The sequence below is a fragment of the Streptomyces sp. NPDC102451 genome (genome assembly GCF_044765485.1).
GTDB lineage: Bacteria > Actinomycetota > Actinomycetes > Streptomycetales > Streptomycetaceae > Streptomyces.
In genome coordinates, this window is sequence record NZ_JBIWKD010000020.1 from 26,213 (window position 1) to 44,202 (window position 17,990).

The window sequence follows — 17,990 nt, forward strand, 5'->3', positions numbered from 1 at the left end:
CAGCGCAGGACACGTGGTCGACGTGCGTGAGCGTCGGAAGGGCCGGGGCGACCCGGCCCTTCCGGCATTCGCGTGGAGCCCGTCCCGCGTTCCCGTTGGGCATATGTTCGGACGCGGCCCCCGGACACCGCGCCGCTCCCGATAGGCTGGGCGGATGACGCGAGCCGAGCAGCCACCGGTCGTGAGCCCCACCTCCGACACACTTGCCGCAGACTCACGCGAGCGCGCCGTACGAGCCCTGTTGCGTGTTCCCCCGCTCAGACGGTTGTGGAGCGCCCAGCTCGTCGGCAGTATCGGCGATTCACTCGCCCTTCTCGTGCTTGTGCTGCTGTCGCTGCAAGCGGCGGTCCTCGAGGGCTCCTTCGGGGCCGGATACCGCGGGGCGGCCTTCGCCGTCGCCGCCGTGTTCGGTGCCCGGATTCTTTCCACCGTGCTCTTCGGAGCCGTACTCCTGGGGCCTCTGACGGCGCTCACCGCGCCCGGCGGCCCCGTCGACCGGCGCTGGCTGATGATCGGGGCGGACGCGCTGCGGCTCGCCCTGCTGGTCGTCGCGCCGCTGTGGATCGACTGGATGCCGGACAAGGCACTCATGATGATCCTGATCACCGTGTTCCTGGCGGGTGTCGGCGAACGCCTGTGGGCGGTCGCCAAGGAGAGCGCGGCCCCCGCGCTGCTTCCCCCACCGCCGCCGGAGGGCGCCGCCGTGCGCCCGCTGCCGGACCACCTCGACGCCCTCCGCAGGCTCTCCCTGCGGACGAACTTCCTGTCCGTACCGGTGGCCGCGGCCGTGCTGGTGGTCGCCGCGCTGATCGGTGAACTGCTGGGCACCGGCTTCGACTGGTTCTCCTTCCATCCGGCCGCCCTCGGGTCCTATGTCGCGGCGGGGCTCTTCTCCGCCTCCGTCTCGACCCTGTACTTCCTCGAACTCCCGGCCACGCAGACGCCCCGCCCGCGCTCGCCCCTGGAGGGCCTGCGCCGGCCGGCCACCGGAACGGGGTCCGACAAGGGCCGCACCGGCAGCGTCCCGCTGGTCGTCGCCGCGTGCTCCGCGGTCGCCGGGGCCATCGCCGCCGCGGCGGGCGTCTCCGTGCTGCACGCCGCCGACCTCGGCGGCGGGCCCGCCACCTTCGCCCTGCTGATCCTGGCCCTGACCGGGGGCACCGCTCTCGGTATCCGTACCGCGCCGAAGGTGCTGCCCGCCCTGTCGCGCCGCCGGCTGCTGGCCCTCGCGGTCGCCGTCACGGGCGTGGCGCTCCTCGCGCTCGGCCTGGTGCCCGACACCGCCACCGGGCTGCTGATCGCCCTGCTCGCCGGTTACGCGGCGGGGGTCGCCGCACACATCGGGCACGCGGTCATCGACCAGGAGACGGAGGCCTTCCGGCAGGCCAGGGCCACCGAGCACCTCCAGGCCGTCGTCCGGGTGCTGGTCGCGCTCGGCGCGGTGGGCGGGCCGCTGCTGGCCGCCGCCATCGGCCGGCACCGCCTGGGGTCCGGTGACTTCGTCTTCGCGCACGGTGGCGCGGCCTTCGCGCTGATGCTCATCGGCGCCCTGCTGCTGCCCGTCGCGGTGATCGTCCTCGCCAGGACCGACGACCGCGCCGGTGTGCCGCTCCGCCGCGACCTGCGGGAGGCGCTGCGCGGCGGCGACCCCGCCGTCGCACCTGCGGCGAACGGTTTCTTCCTCGCCCTGGAGGGCGGCGACGGAGCCGGCAAGTCCACCCAGGTCGAGGCGCTCGCCGATTGGATCCGCGCCAAGGGCCACGAGGTCGTCGTGACCCGCGAGCCGGGGGCCACCCCGGTCGGCAAGCGGCTGCGTTCGATCCTGCTGGACGTCTCGTCGGCCGGTCTGTCGAACCGGGCCGAGGCACTGCTGTACGCCGCCGACCGGGCCGAGCACGTCGACTCGGTCGTCCGTCCGGCACTGGAGCGCGGCGCGATCGTCATCTCCGACCGCTACATCGACTCGTCCGTCGCCTACCAGGGCGCGGGCCGTGACCTCGCCCCGACCGAGATCGCCCGGATCTCGCGCTGGGCGACGAGCGGGCTCGTCCCGCATCTGACGGTGCTGCTGGACGTCGACCCGGAGACCGCGCGGGAACGCTTCACCGAGGCGCCCGACCGGCTGGAGTCCGAGCCGGCCGAATTCCACAACCGGGTGCGGTCCGGCTTCCTCACCCTCGCGGCGGCCGACCCGGCCCGCTACCTGGTGGTGGACGCCGGGCAGGAGCCGGAAGCGATCACCACGGTCGTACGTCACCGGCTCGACCGGCTGCTGCCGCTCTCCGAGGCCGAGATCAAGGCCCAGGAGGAGGCACGCAAGGCCGCCGAGGAGGAGGCCAGGCGCAAGGCCGAGGAGGAGGCCGCCCGCAAGGCCGAGGAGGAGCGGCTGGAGCGTGAGCGGCAGGCCCAGCTCGCCAAGCTCCGCGCCGAGGAGGAGGAGCGCAGGCGCCGCGAGGAGGAAGAGGCGCGGCAGCGTGAGGCCGAACGTCAGGCGGAGGAGGCCCGGCAGCGTGCCGAGGACGCCCGCCGCCGTGCCGAGGAGGAGCGGGCCCGTCTCGAGGCCGAGGAGCGGGTGCGCGAGGCCGAGCAGGCGCGGCTGCGCCTGCAGGCCCAGGAGGAGGCACGGCTCCGCAAGGAGGCCGAGGAGCTTCGCCTGGAGAAGCAGCGCAAGGCGGAGGAGGCGCTGGTGAGGGCCGAGGAGGCCCGCCGGCGTGCCGAGGCCGAGGCGGCCGCCCAGGCCGAGGAGGCTGCTGCCGCCCAGCGGTCCCAGGAGTCCGGCCGGTCCGGCTCCGGGTCGTCCGGGGCCTCCGGGCCGTCCGTACCGGACAACGAGCTCACCGTCCCGACCCCGGTCGTGAACCCGAACGAGATCACGCAGCCCGTGCCGGTCGCCCGGCCGGACCGCCCGGCGCCCGACGCGGACGAGACGACCGTCCTGCCGCCGGTGCGTGACGCTGACGAGACGGCTGTCCTGCCGCCGGTGCGTGACGGGAACCCGTCCGACCGGGCGCCGGGTGCCGGCCGCGCCGCACGCCGGCCCGCCGCTCCTGAGACCGAGAACGAGCGCACGCGGGAACTGCCGCAGGTCAGTGAGGACCCGCAGGCCGGTCGGGCGCCTCAGGACGCTCCCCGCCAGAAGCGGCCGCGTTCCGACTGGGCCGAGGAGACGCCGCTCGACGATCTGCCGTCCCTGGCGGACGAGCTGCTCGGCAGCCAGGACGACGACCAGGGCGGCTCCGGCCGGGGCGGGCGCCGGCCGCGCCGCTGACGTACGGCCGGTCGCCGCGGGCACGGAACGCCGGGATTGTCAGACCCTTCCCGCACAATAGGGAGGCGCTGGGATTCCGGCGTTCCAGCACCACGCCACCGGAAGGGCGGTGACCATGACCGTATGGGACGACCTGGTCGGACAGGACCGGGTGCAGGAGCAGCTCGGCGCCGCCGCCCGGGACGCCGATGTGCTGGTCACGGCCAACTCCGCGGGTGAGCCGGTGCCCCCCGGCTCGAAGATGACCCATGCCTGGCTCTTCACGGGCCCGCCCGGCTCCGGCCGGTCCACCGCCGCCCGTGCCTTCGCCGCGGCGCTCCAGTGCACCAGCCCCGACCGTGCCCTGGGCGGGGCTCCCGGCTGCGGCTTCTGCGACGGCTGCCACACGGCGCTGATCGGGACCCACGCCGATGTCGAGGTGATCCGCACGGATCTGCTCTCGATCGGTGTGAAGGAGACCCGTGAGCTCGTCCGCCGTGCCCAGCTGTCCCCCGCCGTGGGCCGCTGGCAGGTCATCGTCATGGAGGACGCCGACCGCCTCACCGAGGGCGCGGGCAACGTCCTGCTGAAGGCGGTGGAGGAGCCGGCGCCCCGCACGGTGTGGCTGCTCTGCGCACCCTCCCTCGAGGACGTGCTGCCCACGATCCGCTCCCGCTGCCGTCATCTCACGCTGCGTACGCCTCCGGTGGACGCCGTGGCCGATGTGCTGATCCGGCGCGACGGCATCGACCCCGAGCGGGCCGCGTCGGCCGCCCGTGCCACCCAGGGGCACATCGGCCGGGCGCGACGCCTGGCCACGGACGAGCGGGCGCGTACCCGCCGTGCCGCGGTGCTCAAGCTCCCGCTGCGCGTCCATGACGTCGGCGGCTGCCTCAAGGCGGCCCAGGAGCTCATCGACACCGCGACGGACGACGCCAAGCAGGTCGCCGAGGAGGTCGACGTCAAGGAGACGGACGACCTGAAGGCGGCGCTCGGCGGTGTGGCGGGCGGCCGGATGCCGCGCGGGACCGCGGGTGCGATGAAGGAGCTGGAGGACCGGCAGAAGCGCCGCAGGACGCGTACGCAGCGCGACAGCCTCGACCTCGCGCTCAGCGAACTCACCGGCTTCTACCGCGATGTGCTGGCACTTCAGCTCGGCTCCCGGATCGCCCTCGCCAACACCGATGTCCGGGACGCCCTCGACCGGATCGCTGAGTCGTCCACCGCCGAGCGCACCCTGCGCCGGATAGAGGCCGTGATCGCCTGCCGCCGCGCCCTCGACCGTAACGTCGCGCCCCTGCTCGCCGTGGAGGCGATGGCGGTGGCGCTCCGGGCGGGCTGACGCCCGGCGCCCCAAGGTGGGGCGCGGTCCCGAATGTGCCGTGGTCCGGGCGAATTCACCCGTATGAGTAGGGAATCGGTTGAGTCGTCGCACGACGGCTACGCTCCGGGGATGGACACCAGGCGCCTGCTCCGCACCTTCGCCACCGCGCTCGGCACTGCCGGCCTTCTCGTCTCCGGATGCAGCGGCGGAGGTTCGGCGCCGAGTGCTTCGGCGACGGGTTCGGCCACCACCGAGGAACTCGAGCCGTACTACGGGCAGAAGCTGCGCTGGCGGGACTGCGGTGTGGAGGGCTTCCAGTGCACCACGATGAAGGCACCGCGGGATTACGCGAAGCCGGGAGGCGGGGACGTCGATCTCGCCGTCTCCCGTAACAAGGCCACCGGGCCGGGCAAGCGGATCGGCTCGCTCCTGGTGAACCCCGGCGGCCCCGGCGGCTCGGCCGTCGGCTATCTCCAGGGGTTCGCGGCCATCGGCTACCCGGCCCCGGTCCGCGCGCGGTACGACATGGTGGCCATCGACCCACGGGGGGTGGCCCGGAGCGAACCGGTCGAGTGCCTCACCGGGAAGGAGATGGACGCCTACACGCAGGTGGACCAGACCCCGGACGACCAGGGCGAGGTCGCCGAACTGAACAAGTCCTTCAAGAAGTTCGCCGACGGCTGCGAGAAGCGCTCCGGCGCGATCCTCCCGCATGTGTCCACGGTCGAGACGGCGCGTGACATGGACATCCTGCGCGCGCTGCTCGGCGACGAGAAGCTGCATTACGTCGGCGCCTCGTACGGGACGTTCCTCGGCGCGACCTACGCCGATCTGTTCCCCGCCCGGGTGGGGCGTCTCGTCCTGGACGGGGCGATGGATCCCTCGCTCCCCGCGATCGAGATCAACCGCGATCAGACCGCCGGCTTCGAGGCGGCGTTCCAGTCGTTCGCCGGTGACTGTGTGAAGCAGGCCGACTGCCCGCTCGGCACCACGTCCACCGCCGGTGCCGCGACCGCCCTGAAGAAGCTCTTCACCGATCTGGACTCCGAGCCCGTGCCGACCGGAGACACCCGGCGGCTGACCGAATCCCTGGCGACCACGGGTGTGATCGCCGCGATGTATGACGAGGCCGCCTGGCCCCAGCTCCGTGAGGCCATCGCGGGCGCGCAGCGCAAGGACGGCTCAGGCCTGCTCTCCCTGGCCGACAGCTATTACGAGCGCGAGCCGAGCGGCGAGTACGCCAATCTGATGTTCGCCAACGCCGCGGTGAACTGCCTCGACCTGGATCCCCCCTTCACCGGGCCCGCCGAGGTGGAGAAGGCGGTCCCGGAGTTCGAGAAGGCCTCCCCGGTCTTCGGCAGGGGCTTCGCCTGGGCCGCGCTGAACTGCTCCGCCTGGCCCGTGGACCCCACCGGCACCCCGCACCGCACCGAGGCCGAGGGCGCGGCCCCGATCGTCGTGGTCGGCACCACCCGCGACCCGGCCACCCCCTACAAGTGGGCCGAGTCCCTCGCGGACCAGCTCTCCTCCGGCACTCTGCTCACCTACGAGGGCGACGGGCACACGGCGTACGGCCGGGGCAGCGACTGCATCGACACGGCGATCAACACCTACCTGCTGGGCGGCACGCCTCCCGAGGAGGGCAAGAAGTGCACCTGACCTGCGGATACGGCGGCGGGGGCGGGCGGTACGGAGCACCCCTGGAAACTGTGTAGACTTGGCGTCGCTGCTGACCGCACCATGGTGCGACAGAGCGTGCCGCCTTAGCTCAGTTGGCCAGAGCAACGCACTCGTAATGCGTAGGTCTCGGGTTCGAATCCCGAAGGCGGCTCTGTAGAAGCCTCAGGACTCACTCGCCGTGACCTGGGGCTTTTGCTTTTGCCGGACGGCTCGGTGGCCCCTTCAGCGCGTTCCCCGGCCGTCCTTCGGCATCTTCCCGGGCGGCCCTTCGAGGTCTCCGTCTGGACGTCTCCGCATGCCGCCGGGGTACGGAGGGGCGATCGTGGAGCCATGGTCGGCGCGGCATGCGGCGCATCGATGTGATCAACGCCCTGGGAGTCCGCGTTTCTCATGGGTCCGGCTTCAACCGCGTGTCACCGGGCACTGGTGCGGGAGCAGCCGAACGGCAGACGTTGCGGCCGGCCGTACGGATGAAGGACGCGCGCATGGCAGAGAAGGCAGTACGACGACCCGCGGTGCCCGAGGTCCCGTCCCGTTCCGGCGGAGCGGGTGATTTCGATGCCCGGGCCCTCCGCGAGGAGACCGCCGCGCGGTTCGGGGCAGTGGTCGCCGCGATCGACGCGGGGGAGCTGAGCTTCCCCCTGCCCGGCGGTGGCGCCACCGCCGAGCGTTTCGCCTCCCTGCGGGCCGTGGCCGAGGACGATCTGTGCCTCGTCCGGCTGGTGGAGGGCCATGTCGACGCGACGGCGATCCTCGCCGAACTGGGCGGCCCCGCCCCGGCACCCGGTCAGCGCTGGGGTGTGTGGGCGGCCGAGCCGCCCGGCGAGGGGCTTTCCGCGGTCCGGGGCGATGACGGGCGGTGGAGTGTGAGCGGGCTCAAGCAGTACTGCTCCGGAGCGCACAGCTGTACGCACGCCCTGGTCACCGCTCGCGCCGAGGACGGCCGGCGGCTCTTCGCCGTGCCGTTGACGAAGGGCGCGTACGCGCCGGTGGAGGGCAGCTGGCAGGCGCTCGGCATGGCCGGCTCCGACACACCGGACGTGCGCTTCCACGCGGCGGCGGCCGAACCGGTCGGGGGCGTGGAGGGGTACGTGGAGCGGCCCGGCTTCCAGCACGGGGGCATCGGGGTGGCGGCCTGCTGGCTCGGCGGGGCGCACGCCGTGGCGCGCGCCCTGCGTGCCGCGGCCCACCGCGGTGGCGGTCAGCACACCGACGCCCACCTCGGCGCCGTAGACATCGACCTGCGGGCCGCAGGTCTGCTTCTGGAGGCCGCGGCGGCCGACATCGACGCCGACCCGCTGGACGCCAAGGGCGAGGCGAGGCTGCGCAGCCTGCGGGTGCGGGGCTTCGTCGAGGCCGTCTGCGACCGCACGCTCGGGCACGTGGGCCGGGCCACCGGGGCGGGGCCGCTGTGCCACGACCGGCGCCACGCACGCGATGCCGCCGATCTGACCGTCTACATCCGTCAGCACCACGCCGAGCGCAGCCTCGCCGAACTCGGCGCCCTGGTCAGCGGCCGGGAGGAGGCGTGACCACGCACACCGACGACACGGCGCCGTACGCCGACGCGATTCAGGCGCCGGGCACCGATGAGAGCGCTTGGGAGGCGTGGCCCGGCTGGGACGGGCTGCGTGAGTTCCCGCTTCCCCGGCCGGGCCAGGTCGTCGTGGTCGCCGCCCATCCCGACGACGAGGTGCTGGGCCTCGGCGGAACGCTGGCCCGGCTCGCCGACGCCGGGCACCGTCTCACCGTGGTGTCCGTGACCGACGGAGAGGGGTCGCACCCGCACAGCAGGGTCCTGCGCCCGCACGAACTCGTCCGCGTCCGCGCCGAGGAGACCCGTACCGCCCTCGAACGGCTCGGCGCGGGGGACGCCGAGATCGTACGGCTGCACGTTCCGGACTCCGGCGTGGACCGCCACGAGGAGGAGGTGCGACGGGCCCTCGTGCCGCTGTGTGCGGGGGCGGTGCTGGTCGCGGCGCCCTGGACCGCCGACGTGCACAGTGATCACGAGGCGGCGGGCCGGGCCGGGCGGGCCGCGGCGCGGGAGGCCGGTGTGCCGTTCGCCGAGTACCCCGTCTGGCTGTGGCACTGGGCGCGCCCCGACGACCCCCGGGTGCCCTGGGACCGGGCGGCGCGGCTCACCCTTTCCGCCGGGATCCAGGACCGCAAGCGGCACGCAGTCGACGCCTTCGCCTCACAGATCCGGCCGCTGGGACCGGGGCCGGCGGAGGCCGCGGTGCTCCCTCCCGAGGAGCTCGCCCACCATCTGCGCCCCCACGAGGTGGTCTTCCTGTGAGCACCCCGGCCGGGTACTTCGAGGACATGTACCGGGGTGAGGACGACCCCTGGCACCTGCAGGAGCGCTGGTACGAGCAGCGCAAATACGCGCTGACGCTCGCGGCGCTGCCCAGGCCCCGTTTCCGTAACGCCTTCGAACCCGCCTGTTCCGTGGGGCAGTTGACGCGGCTCCTGGCCCCGCGGTGCGAGCGGCTGCTCGCCGCCGACCGGGTCGCCTCCGCCGTGGACACCACCCGGCGGCGCACCGCGGACCTCGGGAACGTGGAGGTGGCCCGGCTCACGGTGCCCGAGGAGTGGCCCGAGGGGCGCTTCGACCTCGTCGTGCTGTCCGAACTCCTCTACTACTTCGACGCGTCGCGCCTGGACGCGCTGCTGGCAAGGGCCACCGGCTCGCTCGAACCGGGCGGGACCCTGGTCACCGTGCACTGGAACCACCCGGTGCCCGAGCACCTGTACACCGGCGGGCAGCTGGCCGGCCGGGTCGCCCGTGAGCCCGGGCTGCTGCTGCGGGCCGATCACCGGGAGGAGGACTTCGTCCTCCAGACCTTCAGCCGGGTCCTGCCGGGTGAGGCCGCGCCCGTCTCGCCCGCCGCCTTCGAGGGGCTCGTGTGACGGGGCTCGCGGCCATGGCCGTGGTGATACCGGCGCACAACGAGCAGGAGCTGCTGCCCGCCGCCCTCGCCGCCGTGGACCGGGCCGCTCTGCACCCCGCCCTCACGTCCACCCGGCTGGTCGTGGTGGTTGCCGCGGACGCCTGTACGGACGGGACGCAGTCGGTCGCGCGCGGGGCGGGCGCGCTGGTCGCCCCGCTCGACGCCCGTAGCCCCGGGCGGGCGAGAGCGGCCGGCGCGGCGCTCGCCCTGCGCACCCTCGGCCTGGACCCGGGCGCGGTGTGGATCGCGTCCACCGACGCCGACAGCGAGGTCCCGCCCCTCTGGCTCGCACACCAGCTGGCCCGCGCCGGGCAGGGCTGGGACGCGGTGGTGGGCACCGTCCGCCCCCACGGATGGCCGCCGGCGCTCGGGGACGTGATCCGCAGTCACATACGGGAGTACGAGGCGGCCGGCCGCCACCCCGGCCTGCCGGACATCCACCCGCACGTCCACGGCGCCAACCTGGGCGTACGGGCGGACGCCTACCTGCGCTGCGGGGGATACCCCGCGCTGGCGACCGGTGAGGACCACGCGCTCGTCGCCGCCCTGAGGACGGGCGGCCACCGCGTCCTGTGCACCAGACGCCTCCCGGTCCTCACCTCGGCGCGCCTGACGGCACGTGCGCGGGGCGGGTACGGCGACCATCTGGGCCGGCTCGCCGATCCCGTGCGGCAGTTCGGCCGGGATGCGGGCGGAGCTGAGGGGGCGGCTCGTGCCAGGACAGCGTGACCGGAGCGGGAGGGCGTAGGGATCCATGACCGGCGGCAGGACGACGACCGAGCAGACGGACAAGGGGCGGCTCGCCCTCATCGCCCGGTGGTGGCGGCGCGCCCTCGCCTACGACGGGGACGAGCGCGACACCTTCCGGGTCATCGGGAAGTGCACCCTCGCCGCCACCCTGGCCTGGCTGGTCTCCTACGGCGCCCTCGACGCCCGCTCGCCCGCGTTCGCCCCGTTCTCTGCGGTGCTGATCATGCAGGTGACGGTCTACCGCTCGGTCGTGCAGTCGCTGCGTTACGTCGGAGCCGTCGTCGCGGGGGTCGCGGTGCAGGCCGCCCTCGGGTTCCTCGCGGGCCCCGACCTGCTGACGTTCGTGCTCGTCGCCGGCATCGCCCTCGCGATCGGGCGCTGGCACGTCCTGGGCGTCCAGGGGCCGCAGGTCGCCACCGCCGCCTTCTTCGCCTTCTCGACGTACACCTCGGCCTCCGGGGACTCCCAGCGGCTGCGCGCCCTGGGGGAGATCGTGCTGCTGGTCCTCATCGGCTGCGCGATCGGTATCGCCGTCAACGTCCTCGTGGCCCCGCCGCTGCGCTACCGCGGCGCCGAGTACGGCATCCGCAGCCTCGCCCACACCCTCAACGACCTGCTCGCCGACATGTACCCCACGCTCCGCGAGGGCGTGCCCGACGAGGACACCACCGCGGGATGGCGGGCCCGGGCGGCACGCACCGGAGAAATGATCGGGCAGGCGAGGTGGGGCCTGGAGACCGCCAAGGAGAGCCTCCACCTCAACCCCCGGCGCGTGCCGCGCCGTTACCGGGGGCACCCGGGCTTCCAGGGGTACGAGTCGGTCCTCGGCGCCCTGGAACGCACCCTCTACCAGGTGGCCGCCCTCACCCGCGGCCTCGACTGGTCCCGCGAGGAGGAGGACGAGGCCCGCGGGCCTTTCCTCCAGCACTACGCGGCCTTCCTGGAGGCGTCCGGAGCGGTCGCCGAGGTGCTGACGACGCTGGACGAGACCACCCTGCTCCCGCAGGCGAAACGGCTGGACCGGCTCACCGACGAGGCCGAGGCGCGCCGGGACGACGTGGTCGAGGAGACCCGGCGGCGGTCCCTGTCGCTGGCCGACCCCTCGGTGCCGTACGGGATCCTCGTCACGGAGGCGACGCGGCTCCTGGAGGAGTTCCGGTACACCAGCCGGGTGCTCCTCGACGTCGCACGCGACGCCGACCGGTCGTCGGGCGAGTCGCGGCGGTAGGCCGTCCGCGACCGCCCGGCGGGGGCGTCCGACGGGGGCGTCCGACGGGGACGGCGGGCGCGCGGAGAGCCCCGGGTCCCCCTGTGACCCGGGGCTCTCCGCGCACCGGTCAGGTGCGCACAACCGCCGCCGTCTAGAAGGGCGTCAGCGTCAGCCGGGCCCCGGTGGGCGCGGTGTCCTGGATGTACGAGGCGAAGTCGGCCACGTCGTCGAAGGCGAAGCCGTACGCCTTGCCGTCCTCCGTCGCCGCGTGGACGGCCGCCGCGTAGTGGTTGGTCAGCGGCGAGGACCGGTAGAAGGCGGCCGGGTCCGTGGTGGGCTGGGCCGGGGCGCTGATCAGCGTGGAGCGGTTGAAGCCCGCGCCCAGGACCGCGGCGACGGGACCGGTCGTGCCGTCGTTGGGGGCGGCCAGGTTGCCGTCGCAGAAGAGCACGTCGCGGGTGGTCGGCCTGCTGAACGAGACCGGTGCGGGGCCGTCGAAGACGAACTTCTCGCCGCGGACCCGCCCGGTGAACGCGCCCGCGTTGGTGGTCACGGTGAGGTCCTTGCCCGTGTAGGTGCTCCACACCTCGTCGATGTACGGGGCGAAGTAGTCCCTGTCGAAGATCCCCGCGTCCAGTCCGTGGCCCGGGGCGATGATGCGCCGGTCCCTCACCACCAGGGGCGCGAACTCGGGGATCTCCGCCAGCGCCGCGAAGGCCTGCGCGCGTCCGCCCTCGCGCAGCGTGCCGACGGTCTGGTCCTTCGAGCCGGTCAGGCCGATGCTCAGGGGGACGCTGAACATGTCGACCATGGTGGTGTTGCAGAACATCCCCGAGGAGTTGTACGTGAACTCCGCGCAGTCGTGCAGCACGTCGTAGTTGGGGTCGGAGGTCACCCAGCCCGCGGGGTACTGGAGGGCGGCGTTGCCGTCGCCGTCCGCCACCGCCTTGAACTTCAGCTTGTCGCCCAGGGCGACGTAGATCCGGCCGGACATGTACGGCAGCGTCAGCTCGGTCTCGCCGCTGCCGGAGAGGGCGATGGCGTAGTCGGTGTAGCCGTCGGCGCCGTTGTCGGAGAGGGCGATGGGGGCCAGGGTCCCTTCGGGCGTGACACGGACCTGCTTACCGTCCTGGTTGCCCACGATGTAGACGTACACCGAGGAGTTGGCGAACGAGCCGGAGTCGTTGACGATCGTCAGCGGCAGCGCGCCGGCGGCAGCGGCCTTCGTGCCGCCGTCGTCCTGGTCGACCGTGGCGAGGGCGTGCGGGGCGATCACCGCGATGGCGGGGGCGGCGACGGCGGCTCCGGCGAGAGCGGTGAGCAGCTTGCGGCGGGAGACGTTGCGCTGGTGGCGGGGGGTCATATGGGGGCTTCCTTCGTACGCGTGGGTGGGAAGGGGCAGGGGCCTGGGGGTCAGGCGACGGTCCACTTCTGGTTGGCCCGGCCGGTGCACGTCCAGATCCGGAGCCGGGTGCCGTCGGCCGAGGAACCGCCGGTGGCGTCGAGGCACTTGTCCGCCCCGGTGTTGGTCAGGTCATCGGCCTGGGTGTGGACCCATTTCTGGGCCGCGGTGCCGTTGCAGGTGTAGAGCTGGACGAGGGCGCCGTCGGCGGTGGAACCGCCCTGCACATCCAGGCACTTGCCCAGCGCGCGCACGGTCCCGTCGCCGGCCACGGTCCACTTCTGGGCGTCGACGCCGTTGCAGTCGTGCAGCTGGATCGGGGTGCCGTCGGCGTTCGCAGCGCCGGCTACGTCGACGCACATGCCGCCGATGCCCTTGATGGGGCCGGACGGACCTGTGGTGCCGGTGCCGCCTTCCCCGCCGGAACCGCCGGCTCCGTCGGAGGAGGCGTGGACCCGTACGTAGTCGACGGTCATCGTCTGCGGGAGGGACGTGGAACCGTCCGGGCTGCCCGGCCAGTCACCGCCGACGGCCAGATTCAGGATGATGAAGAAGGGGTGGTCGAAGACCCACTTGCTGCCGTTCAGATCGGCGGGGGTGCGCGTCTGGTAGGTCTGGCCGTCCACCGACCAGACCAGGGAGTTCGGGCTCCAGTCGACCGCGAAGGTGTGGAAGTCGTCGGCGAAGGCCTTGCCGTCGGGCAGGCTGTACGAGGCGCCGATGCCGCCACCGCCGGAGTAGCCGGGGCCGTGGATGGTGCCGTGGACGGCGCCGGGCTCCTTGCCGACGTTCTCCATGATGTCGATCTCGCCGCTGTTCGGCCATCCCGCGCTGCCGAGGTCGTCGCCGAGCATCCAGAAGGCCGGCCAGATGCCCTGGCCGCGCGGGATCTTGATCCGGGCCTCGTAGCGGCCGTACGCCTGCGTGAAGGTCTTCGCGGTGTTCAGCCGGGCTGAGGTGTACTGGCAGGTCCCGTACCAGCACTGGAGGCCGGAGTCGCCGTTCTTGCGCGCGGTGATGACGAGGTTCCCGTTGCCGTCCAGGGACGCGTTCTCGGTGCTGTCGGTGTAGTACTGCAGTTCGTTGTTGCCGTTGCCCGAACCACCCTTCTCCAGCGTCCACTTCGAGGAGTCCGGGGCGCTGCCCGCGGCGCCGTCGAACTCGTCGGCCCATGTCTGCGCGGCGGCGGAGGCGGCGTCGGCCCGGGAGGTGGCGGGGCCGGTCGTGGTGAACAGGAATGTGGCGGTGAGCGCGACGGAGAGCAGGAGAACCAGCCCGCCTGGTGACCATCTGCGTGCGCGGTGGGAGGTCATGGGCTACGTACCTTGTCTGTGGGGAAGAGCGGGACGCGGGGGAGGGGGCAGGACACGCCGGGGGAGGAGCCGGACACGGCGCCGGGGGGACGCGCGGGAGAGCATGCGGGAGCGCGTCCTGAGAGCGCTCTCGTCCTGCGGTGTCCGCCGCCGACGGAGCCCGATGCTACGCAGACACAACGCCCGGGCCAACCGCCGTTCCCGCACTCAAATCGCCCTGACCTGCGAGGACTTGGGTGAACGCCGGTGAGGCCCGGATCACTTAAGGCGCCTTTAGTGCGGGCTTAAGCCCGGAGGCCCGTTAGCCTGCCGCGGATGACGTTCACCAACTCGGCGCGCAACGTCCGCAACCCCTCAACTGCCGTTTGGACACCCGATGGTCGCGGCCGCGGGGCAGGTGGAGCTGCGGGCGCAAAATGAGTGCCGGGGACCCCGCGGCCTGAGTATGTGCGCCCATGGTGCGGAGGAGTCGCCCCGGCAGGGTGGAAGCACGTACTCCGCAGTGCTGAAAGGCAGCCGCGCATGTTTCCCGCACTCCCCGCCCCCGCCTCCACGGCGCCCGTGCCCCGCCCCCGCCCCGCCACGACGGGCCAGGTCACCCTGGTCGCCCTGATCTGGTCCGTGCCCCTCGCCGCGCTGAGCTTCCTCGGCTTCATGGCGCTGATGGTGGCGGTGTGGAGCGCGGCCTCCGGGGAGTCCCCCGTGTCGTTCCTGCTGGGCGCGGCCGGTGTGCTCGCCGTGGGCGCCGCCGCACTGGCCGGGCTCTACCACTCCCCTCCGCTGCGCCGCATGGCCCCGATGAACCGGCTGGCCCTGCTCGGCGTCCTGGTGTGGCCCTTCCCGGTGATGGCCCTGGCGTACGTGCTCAACAGCTGACCGGCACCGTCACTCGCGGGCGCCCGCCACCTCCACCGGCCGCGTACGCAGGGCCGCGAGCGCGGGCAGTACGGCGGAGAGCGTGGCCGCGGCGGCGCACGCGGCCAGTACGGCGCCGACGGCCGCCCACGGGACGACCACCGGGGAGCTCACCGAGAGGAGTGCCAGGGCGCTCCGCACCCCCAGCAGATTCAGCCCCGCCACCGCCCCTCCCAGGACCGCGCCCACGGCCACCACCATCAGCGCCTCGACCGCCACCAGCCGGAGCACCTGCGGTTTCGTGGCCCCGGTGAGGCGGAGCACCGCCAGGTCGCGCACCCGGTCCGAGGTGGCCATGACCAGGGTGTTCGCCAGGGCGATCCCCGTGTACAGCAGGGCGATTCCCAGGACGAGCAGCAGGCCCGTCCGGGTGCTGCCGCCGGTGCGCGGGTGGTGCGCGGCCACCCAGGCGCCGCGCGTCATGACCGGGGTGTCCGTGTCGCGCCCGGCCTGCTCCAGGAGGGCGCGTACGGCCGAACGGTCCGCCCCCTCAAGGACCTTGACGTCGATACGGTCGACGGCGGCTCCGGCCGCGTTCGCCGGGGTCACGTACACCCCGTTGCTCCCGGTGCCGGTCCGCATCACCGCCGCGACGCGGAGCGAAGCCTTGCGGCCGTCGCCCAGCCAGACGCGCACGTGTTCTCCGACCTTCCGTGTCTCCCACTCCTCGTTGACGACGATGGAGCCGTCGTCCAGGTCCGTGAGCCGGCCGGCGACCAGGGGCAGCCGTGCCGTCGCGGCCAGGGCCGCCGGGTCGGCTGCCCGCGCCTCCGACGGGATGAGCGCGGTGCCCTCCTCGAGGACGGTGACCCCGGTGGAGCGCGAGGCAGCGACCACGGTTCCGGGAACGCTCCGTACGCGCTGCACGAAGGCGGGGTCCAGCGGACCGTCCCCGCTGGCCACGAAGTCGGCGCCGGAGACCGCCGCCGCCTCGGTGGCCCTGGCCTCGTCGATCGTCGCCACGGTGCCCAGCAGCGAGCCCGCCAGGGCCACGGTGATCAGGACGGGTGCGGCGACCGCGACGGTGCGGCGGACGGAGGTGGACGCGTTCTGCCGGGCCAGCAGACCGGTGGCGCCCGGCAGCCGGGCGGGGAGCCAGGTGAGCAGGCGCGTCAACGGGCGTACGAGGAGCGGCGCGAGCAGCGCGCAGCCGACGATGATCCACATCGGCTGCAGGATGTACGCCTTCCGCTTGAGTACGTCCCCGGGGTCGGTCAGCAGGGACCAGCCCAGCAGCCCGAGACCGGTCAGCAGGACGGCCGCGCCCAGCAGCACTCGGCTCGGCGGCATCCGCCCGTCGTCCACAGCCGCGTCACGCAGCGCCTCCACGGGGCGGATCCGGCCCGCGCGGTGGGCGGAGACGGCGGCCCCGGCGAGCGACACGGCCAGGCCCGTCCAGAAGGCGGTGTGCAGCGGCCAGGTCGCGTCGCCGACGGCGAACCAGGCCGGGGCGAGACCCTCGTCGACCAGCCGCCCGGCCAGCAGGGGTGCGGCCGCCTCGCCCAGCAGACAGCCGGCGGCCGAGGCCAGGGTGCCGATCACGAGAGCCTCCACGACGACCGTGCGCCGCACCTGCCCGGGCGTGGCCCCCGCCGTGCGCAGCAGCCCGAACTCCCTTCTGCGCTGGGCGACCGCGAAGGAGAACGTCGACGCGACGACGAAGACGGAGACGAACCCGGTGATGCCGGCCGCGGTGCCCAGCAGCGCGTTGACCGCGGTCAGGGCCTCGCTGTCCCGGTCGGGGTCGGGGTCGGCCCGGCGCCGGTCGTCCCCGGTCAGGACGCTCATGCCGGGGAACGTCCGGGTCAGCCGCCGTACCGCGTCCGCGTCGGCGCGCACGGCCACCGCGTCGACGGCCGGGTGGATACGGGCGGCCTCGGCGTCGCCGAAGAACACCGCCGTCTCGAAATCCGTGGCCGCCACGGTGCCGACGACCGTCCGCGGGCCCGTTGTGGCCGAGGCGCCGGGGACGGTGACCCGGATCCGGTCGCCGGCCCGCGGGCCACGCCCCGGGCCCGCGTCCGCCGTCACGACGATCTCGCCCGCTTCGGCCGGGGCGCGGCCGGAGAGGAGGCGGTACGGGGTGGCGGCGGCGATGGACCACGGATGTCCCACGGCGTCCGCCCCGGCCGTACGGACGGGGAACGAACGGTCCTCGGCCGCCGGCCCCAGCGCGGAGAGCCCGTCGGCCAGCCCCCGCGGCACCGGGCGGGGGTCGGTGAGCCGGGCCGTACGCTCCCCGACGGACGTGGCGACCCGGAGGGTGTCCGACGGCGCCACCACGACCGGCGCCGCGGCGAAGCGCTCCGGGGCGCGCTCCGGCGCGTCGAAGGTGGCCGCGAGCGCCAGGCCCGTCATGGCGAGCAGCCCGGCGCCCAGGGCGAGCGCGACGAACGAGCCGACGAAGGTGACCCAGCGGGTCCGCATCGAGCGCAGTGCCGAGCTCAGCACGGGACCACCGCCAGGGCGGTCATGCGCGCGGCGATCTCTCCGGCGGCCGGGTCGCACAGTTCGTCCCGTACCGATCCGTCGGCCAGGAACACCACCCGGTCCGCGTAGGAGGCGGCCACCGGGTCGTGCGTCACCATGATCACCGTCTGGCCGGCGTCGGCCATCGACCGCAGCAGCTCCAGGACCTCCCGGCCCGTGCGGGAGTCGAGCGCCCCGGTCGGCTCGTCGCCGAACAGCACCTCGGGACGGGTGACCAACGCCTTTGCCAGGGCCACGCGTTGCTGCTGGCCGCCGGAGAGCTCGGTGGGCCGGTGGCGGGCCCGGGAGCCGAGGCCGACCCGCTCCAGCACCTCGCGCACCTCCGTACGCCGGGGCCTGCGGCCCGCGAGGCGCAGGGGGAGCGCCACGTTCTGCTCGGCGGTGAGGGCCGGCAGCAGGTTGAAGGCCTGGAAGACGAAGCCGATCCGCTCGCGGCGCAGCAGCGTGAGCCTCCGCTCGCTCAGCCCGGTCATCTCCGTGTCCCCGAGGAACACCCGGCCGGACGTGGGCCGGTCGAGGCCGGCCGTGCACTGGAGGAGTGTCGACTTCCCCGAACCGGACGGTCCCATGATCGCGGTGAACGAGCCCCGGGGGATGGTGAGGCTCACTCCGTCCAGCGCGGTGACCGAGTCGGAGGCCTTGCCGAAGGACCGGGTGACGGTGTCGAGCCGTACGGCTGCGGGTCGTTGATTCATGGACTCCACC

At 73.7% G+C, this 17,990-nt stretch carries 13 protein-coding genes and 1 tRNA gene; 10 read left to right on the forward strand and 4 right to left on the reverse strand.

Annotated features, from left to right (window positions below; genetic code table 11):
• Positions 1–154 precede the first annotated feature (154 nt).
• From tmk to ACIRD8_RS31745, 9 genes are all read left to right on the forward strand, one after another.
• The gene (gene tmk / locus ACIRD8_RS31705; protein WP_403999203.1) at positions 155–3,268 is read left to right on the forward strand and encodes a dTMP kinase; all 3,114 of its coding nucleotides are present in this window, start codon (positions 155–157) and stop codon (positions 3,266–3,268) included.
• A gap of 115 nt (positions 3,269–3,383) precedes the next feature.
• The gene (locus tag ACIRD8_RS31710; protein WP_403999206.1) at positions 3,384–4,589 is read left to right on the forward strand and encodes a DNA polymerase III subunit delta'; all 1,206 of its coding nucleotides are present in this window, start codon (positions 3,384–3,386) and stop codon (positions 4,587–4,589) included.
• Between the two features lie 111 nt (positions 4,590–4,700).
• Positions 4,701–6,230 carry an alpha/beta hydrolase gene (locus ACIRD8_RS31715; protein WP_403999209.1) on the forward strand — a complete coding sequence of 510 codons (1,530 nt, stop codon included), beginning with the start codon at positions 4,701–4,703 and terminating at the stop codon, positions 6,228–6,230.
• Positions 6,231–6,328: 98 nt separating this feature from the next.
• A tRNA-Thr gene (locus tag ACIRD8_RS31720) sits at positions 6,329–6,402 on the forward strand.
• 334 nt (positions 6,403–6,736) lie between these two features.
• On the forward strand, positions 6,737–7,783 hold the full coding sequence (locus ACIRD8_RS31725; protein ID WP_403999212.1) for an acyl-CoA dehydrogenase: 1,047 nt from the start codon (positions 6,737–6,739) through the stop codon (positions 7,781–7,783).
• Positions 7,780–8,550 (forward strand): PIG-L deacetylase family protein, encoded by a 771-nt coding sequence (locus tag ACIRD8_RS31730; protein WP_403999214.1) that lies wholly within the window; start codon positions 7,780–7,782, stop codon positions 8,548–8,550. Before ACIRD8_RS31725 ends, ACIRD8_RS31730 begins: the two co-directional genes overlap by 4 nt.
• Positions 8,547–9,164 (forward strand): SAM-dependent methyltransferase, encoded by a 618-nt coding sequence (locus ACIRD8_RS31735; protein ID WP_403999217.1) that lies wholly within the window; start codon positions 8,547–8,549, stop codon positions 9,162–9,164. Before ACIRD8_RS31730 ends, ACIRD8_RS31735 begins: the two co-directional genes overlap by 4 nt.
• Positions 9,161–9,934, forward strand: coding sequence for a glycosyltransferase (locus ACIRD8_RS31740; protein WP_403999220.1), 774 nt, complete (start codon positions 9,161–9,163; stop codon positions 9,932–9,934). Before ACIRD8_RS31735 ends, ACIRD8_RS31740 begins: the two co-directional genes overlap by 4 nt.
• A 25-nt stretch (positions 9,935–9,959) precedes the next feature.
• Positions 9,960–11,183, forward strand: coding sequence for an aromatic acid exporter family protein (locus tag ACIRD8_RS31745; RefSeq protein ID WP_403999223.1), 1,224 nt, complete (start codon positions 9,960–9,962; stop codon positions 11,181–11,183).
• Positions 11,184–11,316: 133 nt separating this feature from the next.
• Here the strand turns inward: ACIRD8_RS31745 and ACIRD8_RS31750 are convergent, their stop codons facing one another.
• Both ACIRD8_RS31750 and ACIRD8_RS31755 read right to left on the reverse strand, forming a co-directional pair.
• Entirely contained in the window at positions 11,317–12,528 is a 1,212-nt protein-coding gene (locus ACIRD8_RS31750; RefSeq protein ID WP_403999226.1) for a beta-1,3-glucanase family protein, read from the reverse strand.
• Positions 12,529–12,578: 50 nt separating this feature from the next.
• The gene (locus tag ACIRD8_RS31755; RefSeq protein ID WP_403999229.1) at positions 12,579–13,880 is read right to left on the reverse strand and encodes a family 16 glycosylhydrolase; all 1,302 of its coding nucleotides are present in this window, start codon (positions 13,878–13,880) and stop codon (positions 12,579–12,581) included.
• Between the two features lie 522 nt (positions 13,881–14,402).
• Here ACIRD8_RS31755 and ACIRD8_RS31760 point away from each other — a divergent pair.
• The gene (locus ACIRD8_RS31760) at positions 14,403–14,756 is read left to right on the forward strand and encodes a hypothetical protein (protein WP_403999232.1); all 354 of its coding nucleotides are present in this window, start codon (positions 14,403–14,405) and stop codon (positions 14,754–14,756) included.
• A 9-nt stretch (positions 14,757–14,765) separates the two neighbouring features.
• On the opposite strand, the gene ACIRD8_RS31765 is transcribed toward ACIRD8_RS31760, so the two are convergent.
• Both ACIRD8_RS31765 and ACIRD8_RS31770 read right to left on the reverse strand, forming a co-directional pair.
• Entirely contained in the window at positions 14,766–17,246 is a 2,481-nt protein-coding gene (locus tag ACIRD8_RS31765) for an ABC transporter permease (RefSeq protein WP_403999234.1), read from the reverse strand.
• Positions 17,240–17,980 carry an ABC transporter ATP-binding protein gene (locus ACIRD8_RS31770; RefSeq protein ID WP_403999237.1) on the reverse strand — a complete coding sequence of 247 codons (741 nt, stop codon included), beginning with the start codon at positions 17,978–17,980 and terminating at the stop codon, positions 17,240–17,242. Before ACIRD8_RS31770 ends, ACIRD8_RS31765 begins: the two co-directional genes overlap by 7 nt.
• Positions 17,981–17,990: the final 10 nt, after the last annotated feature.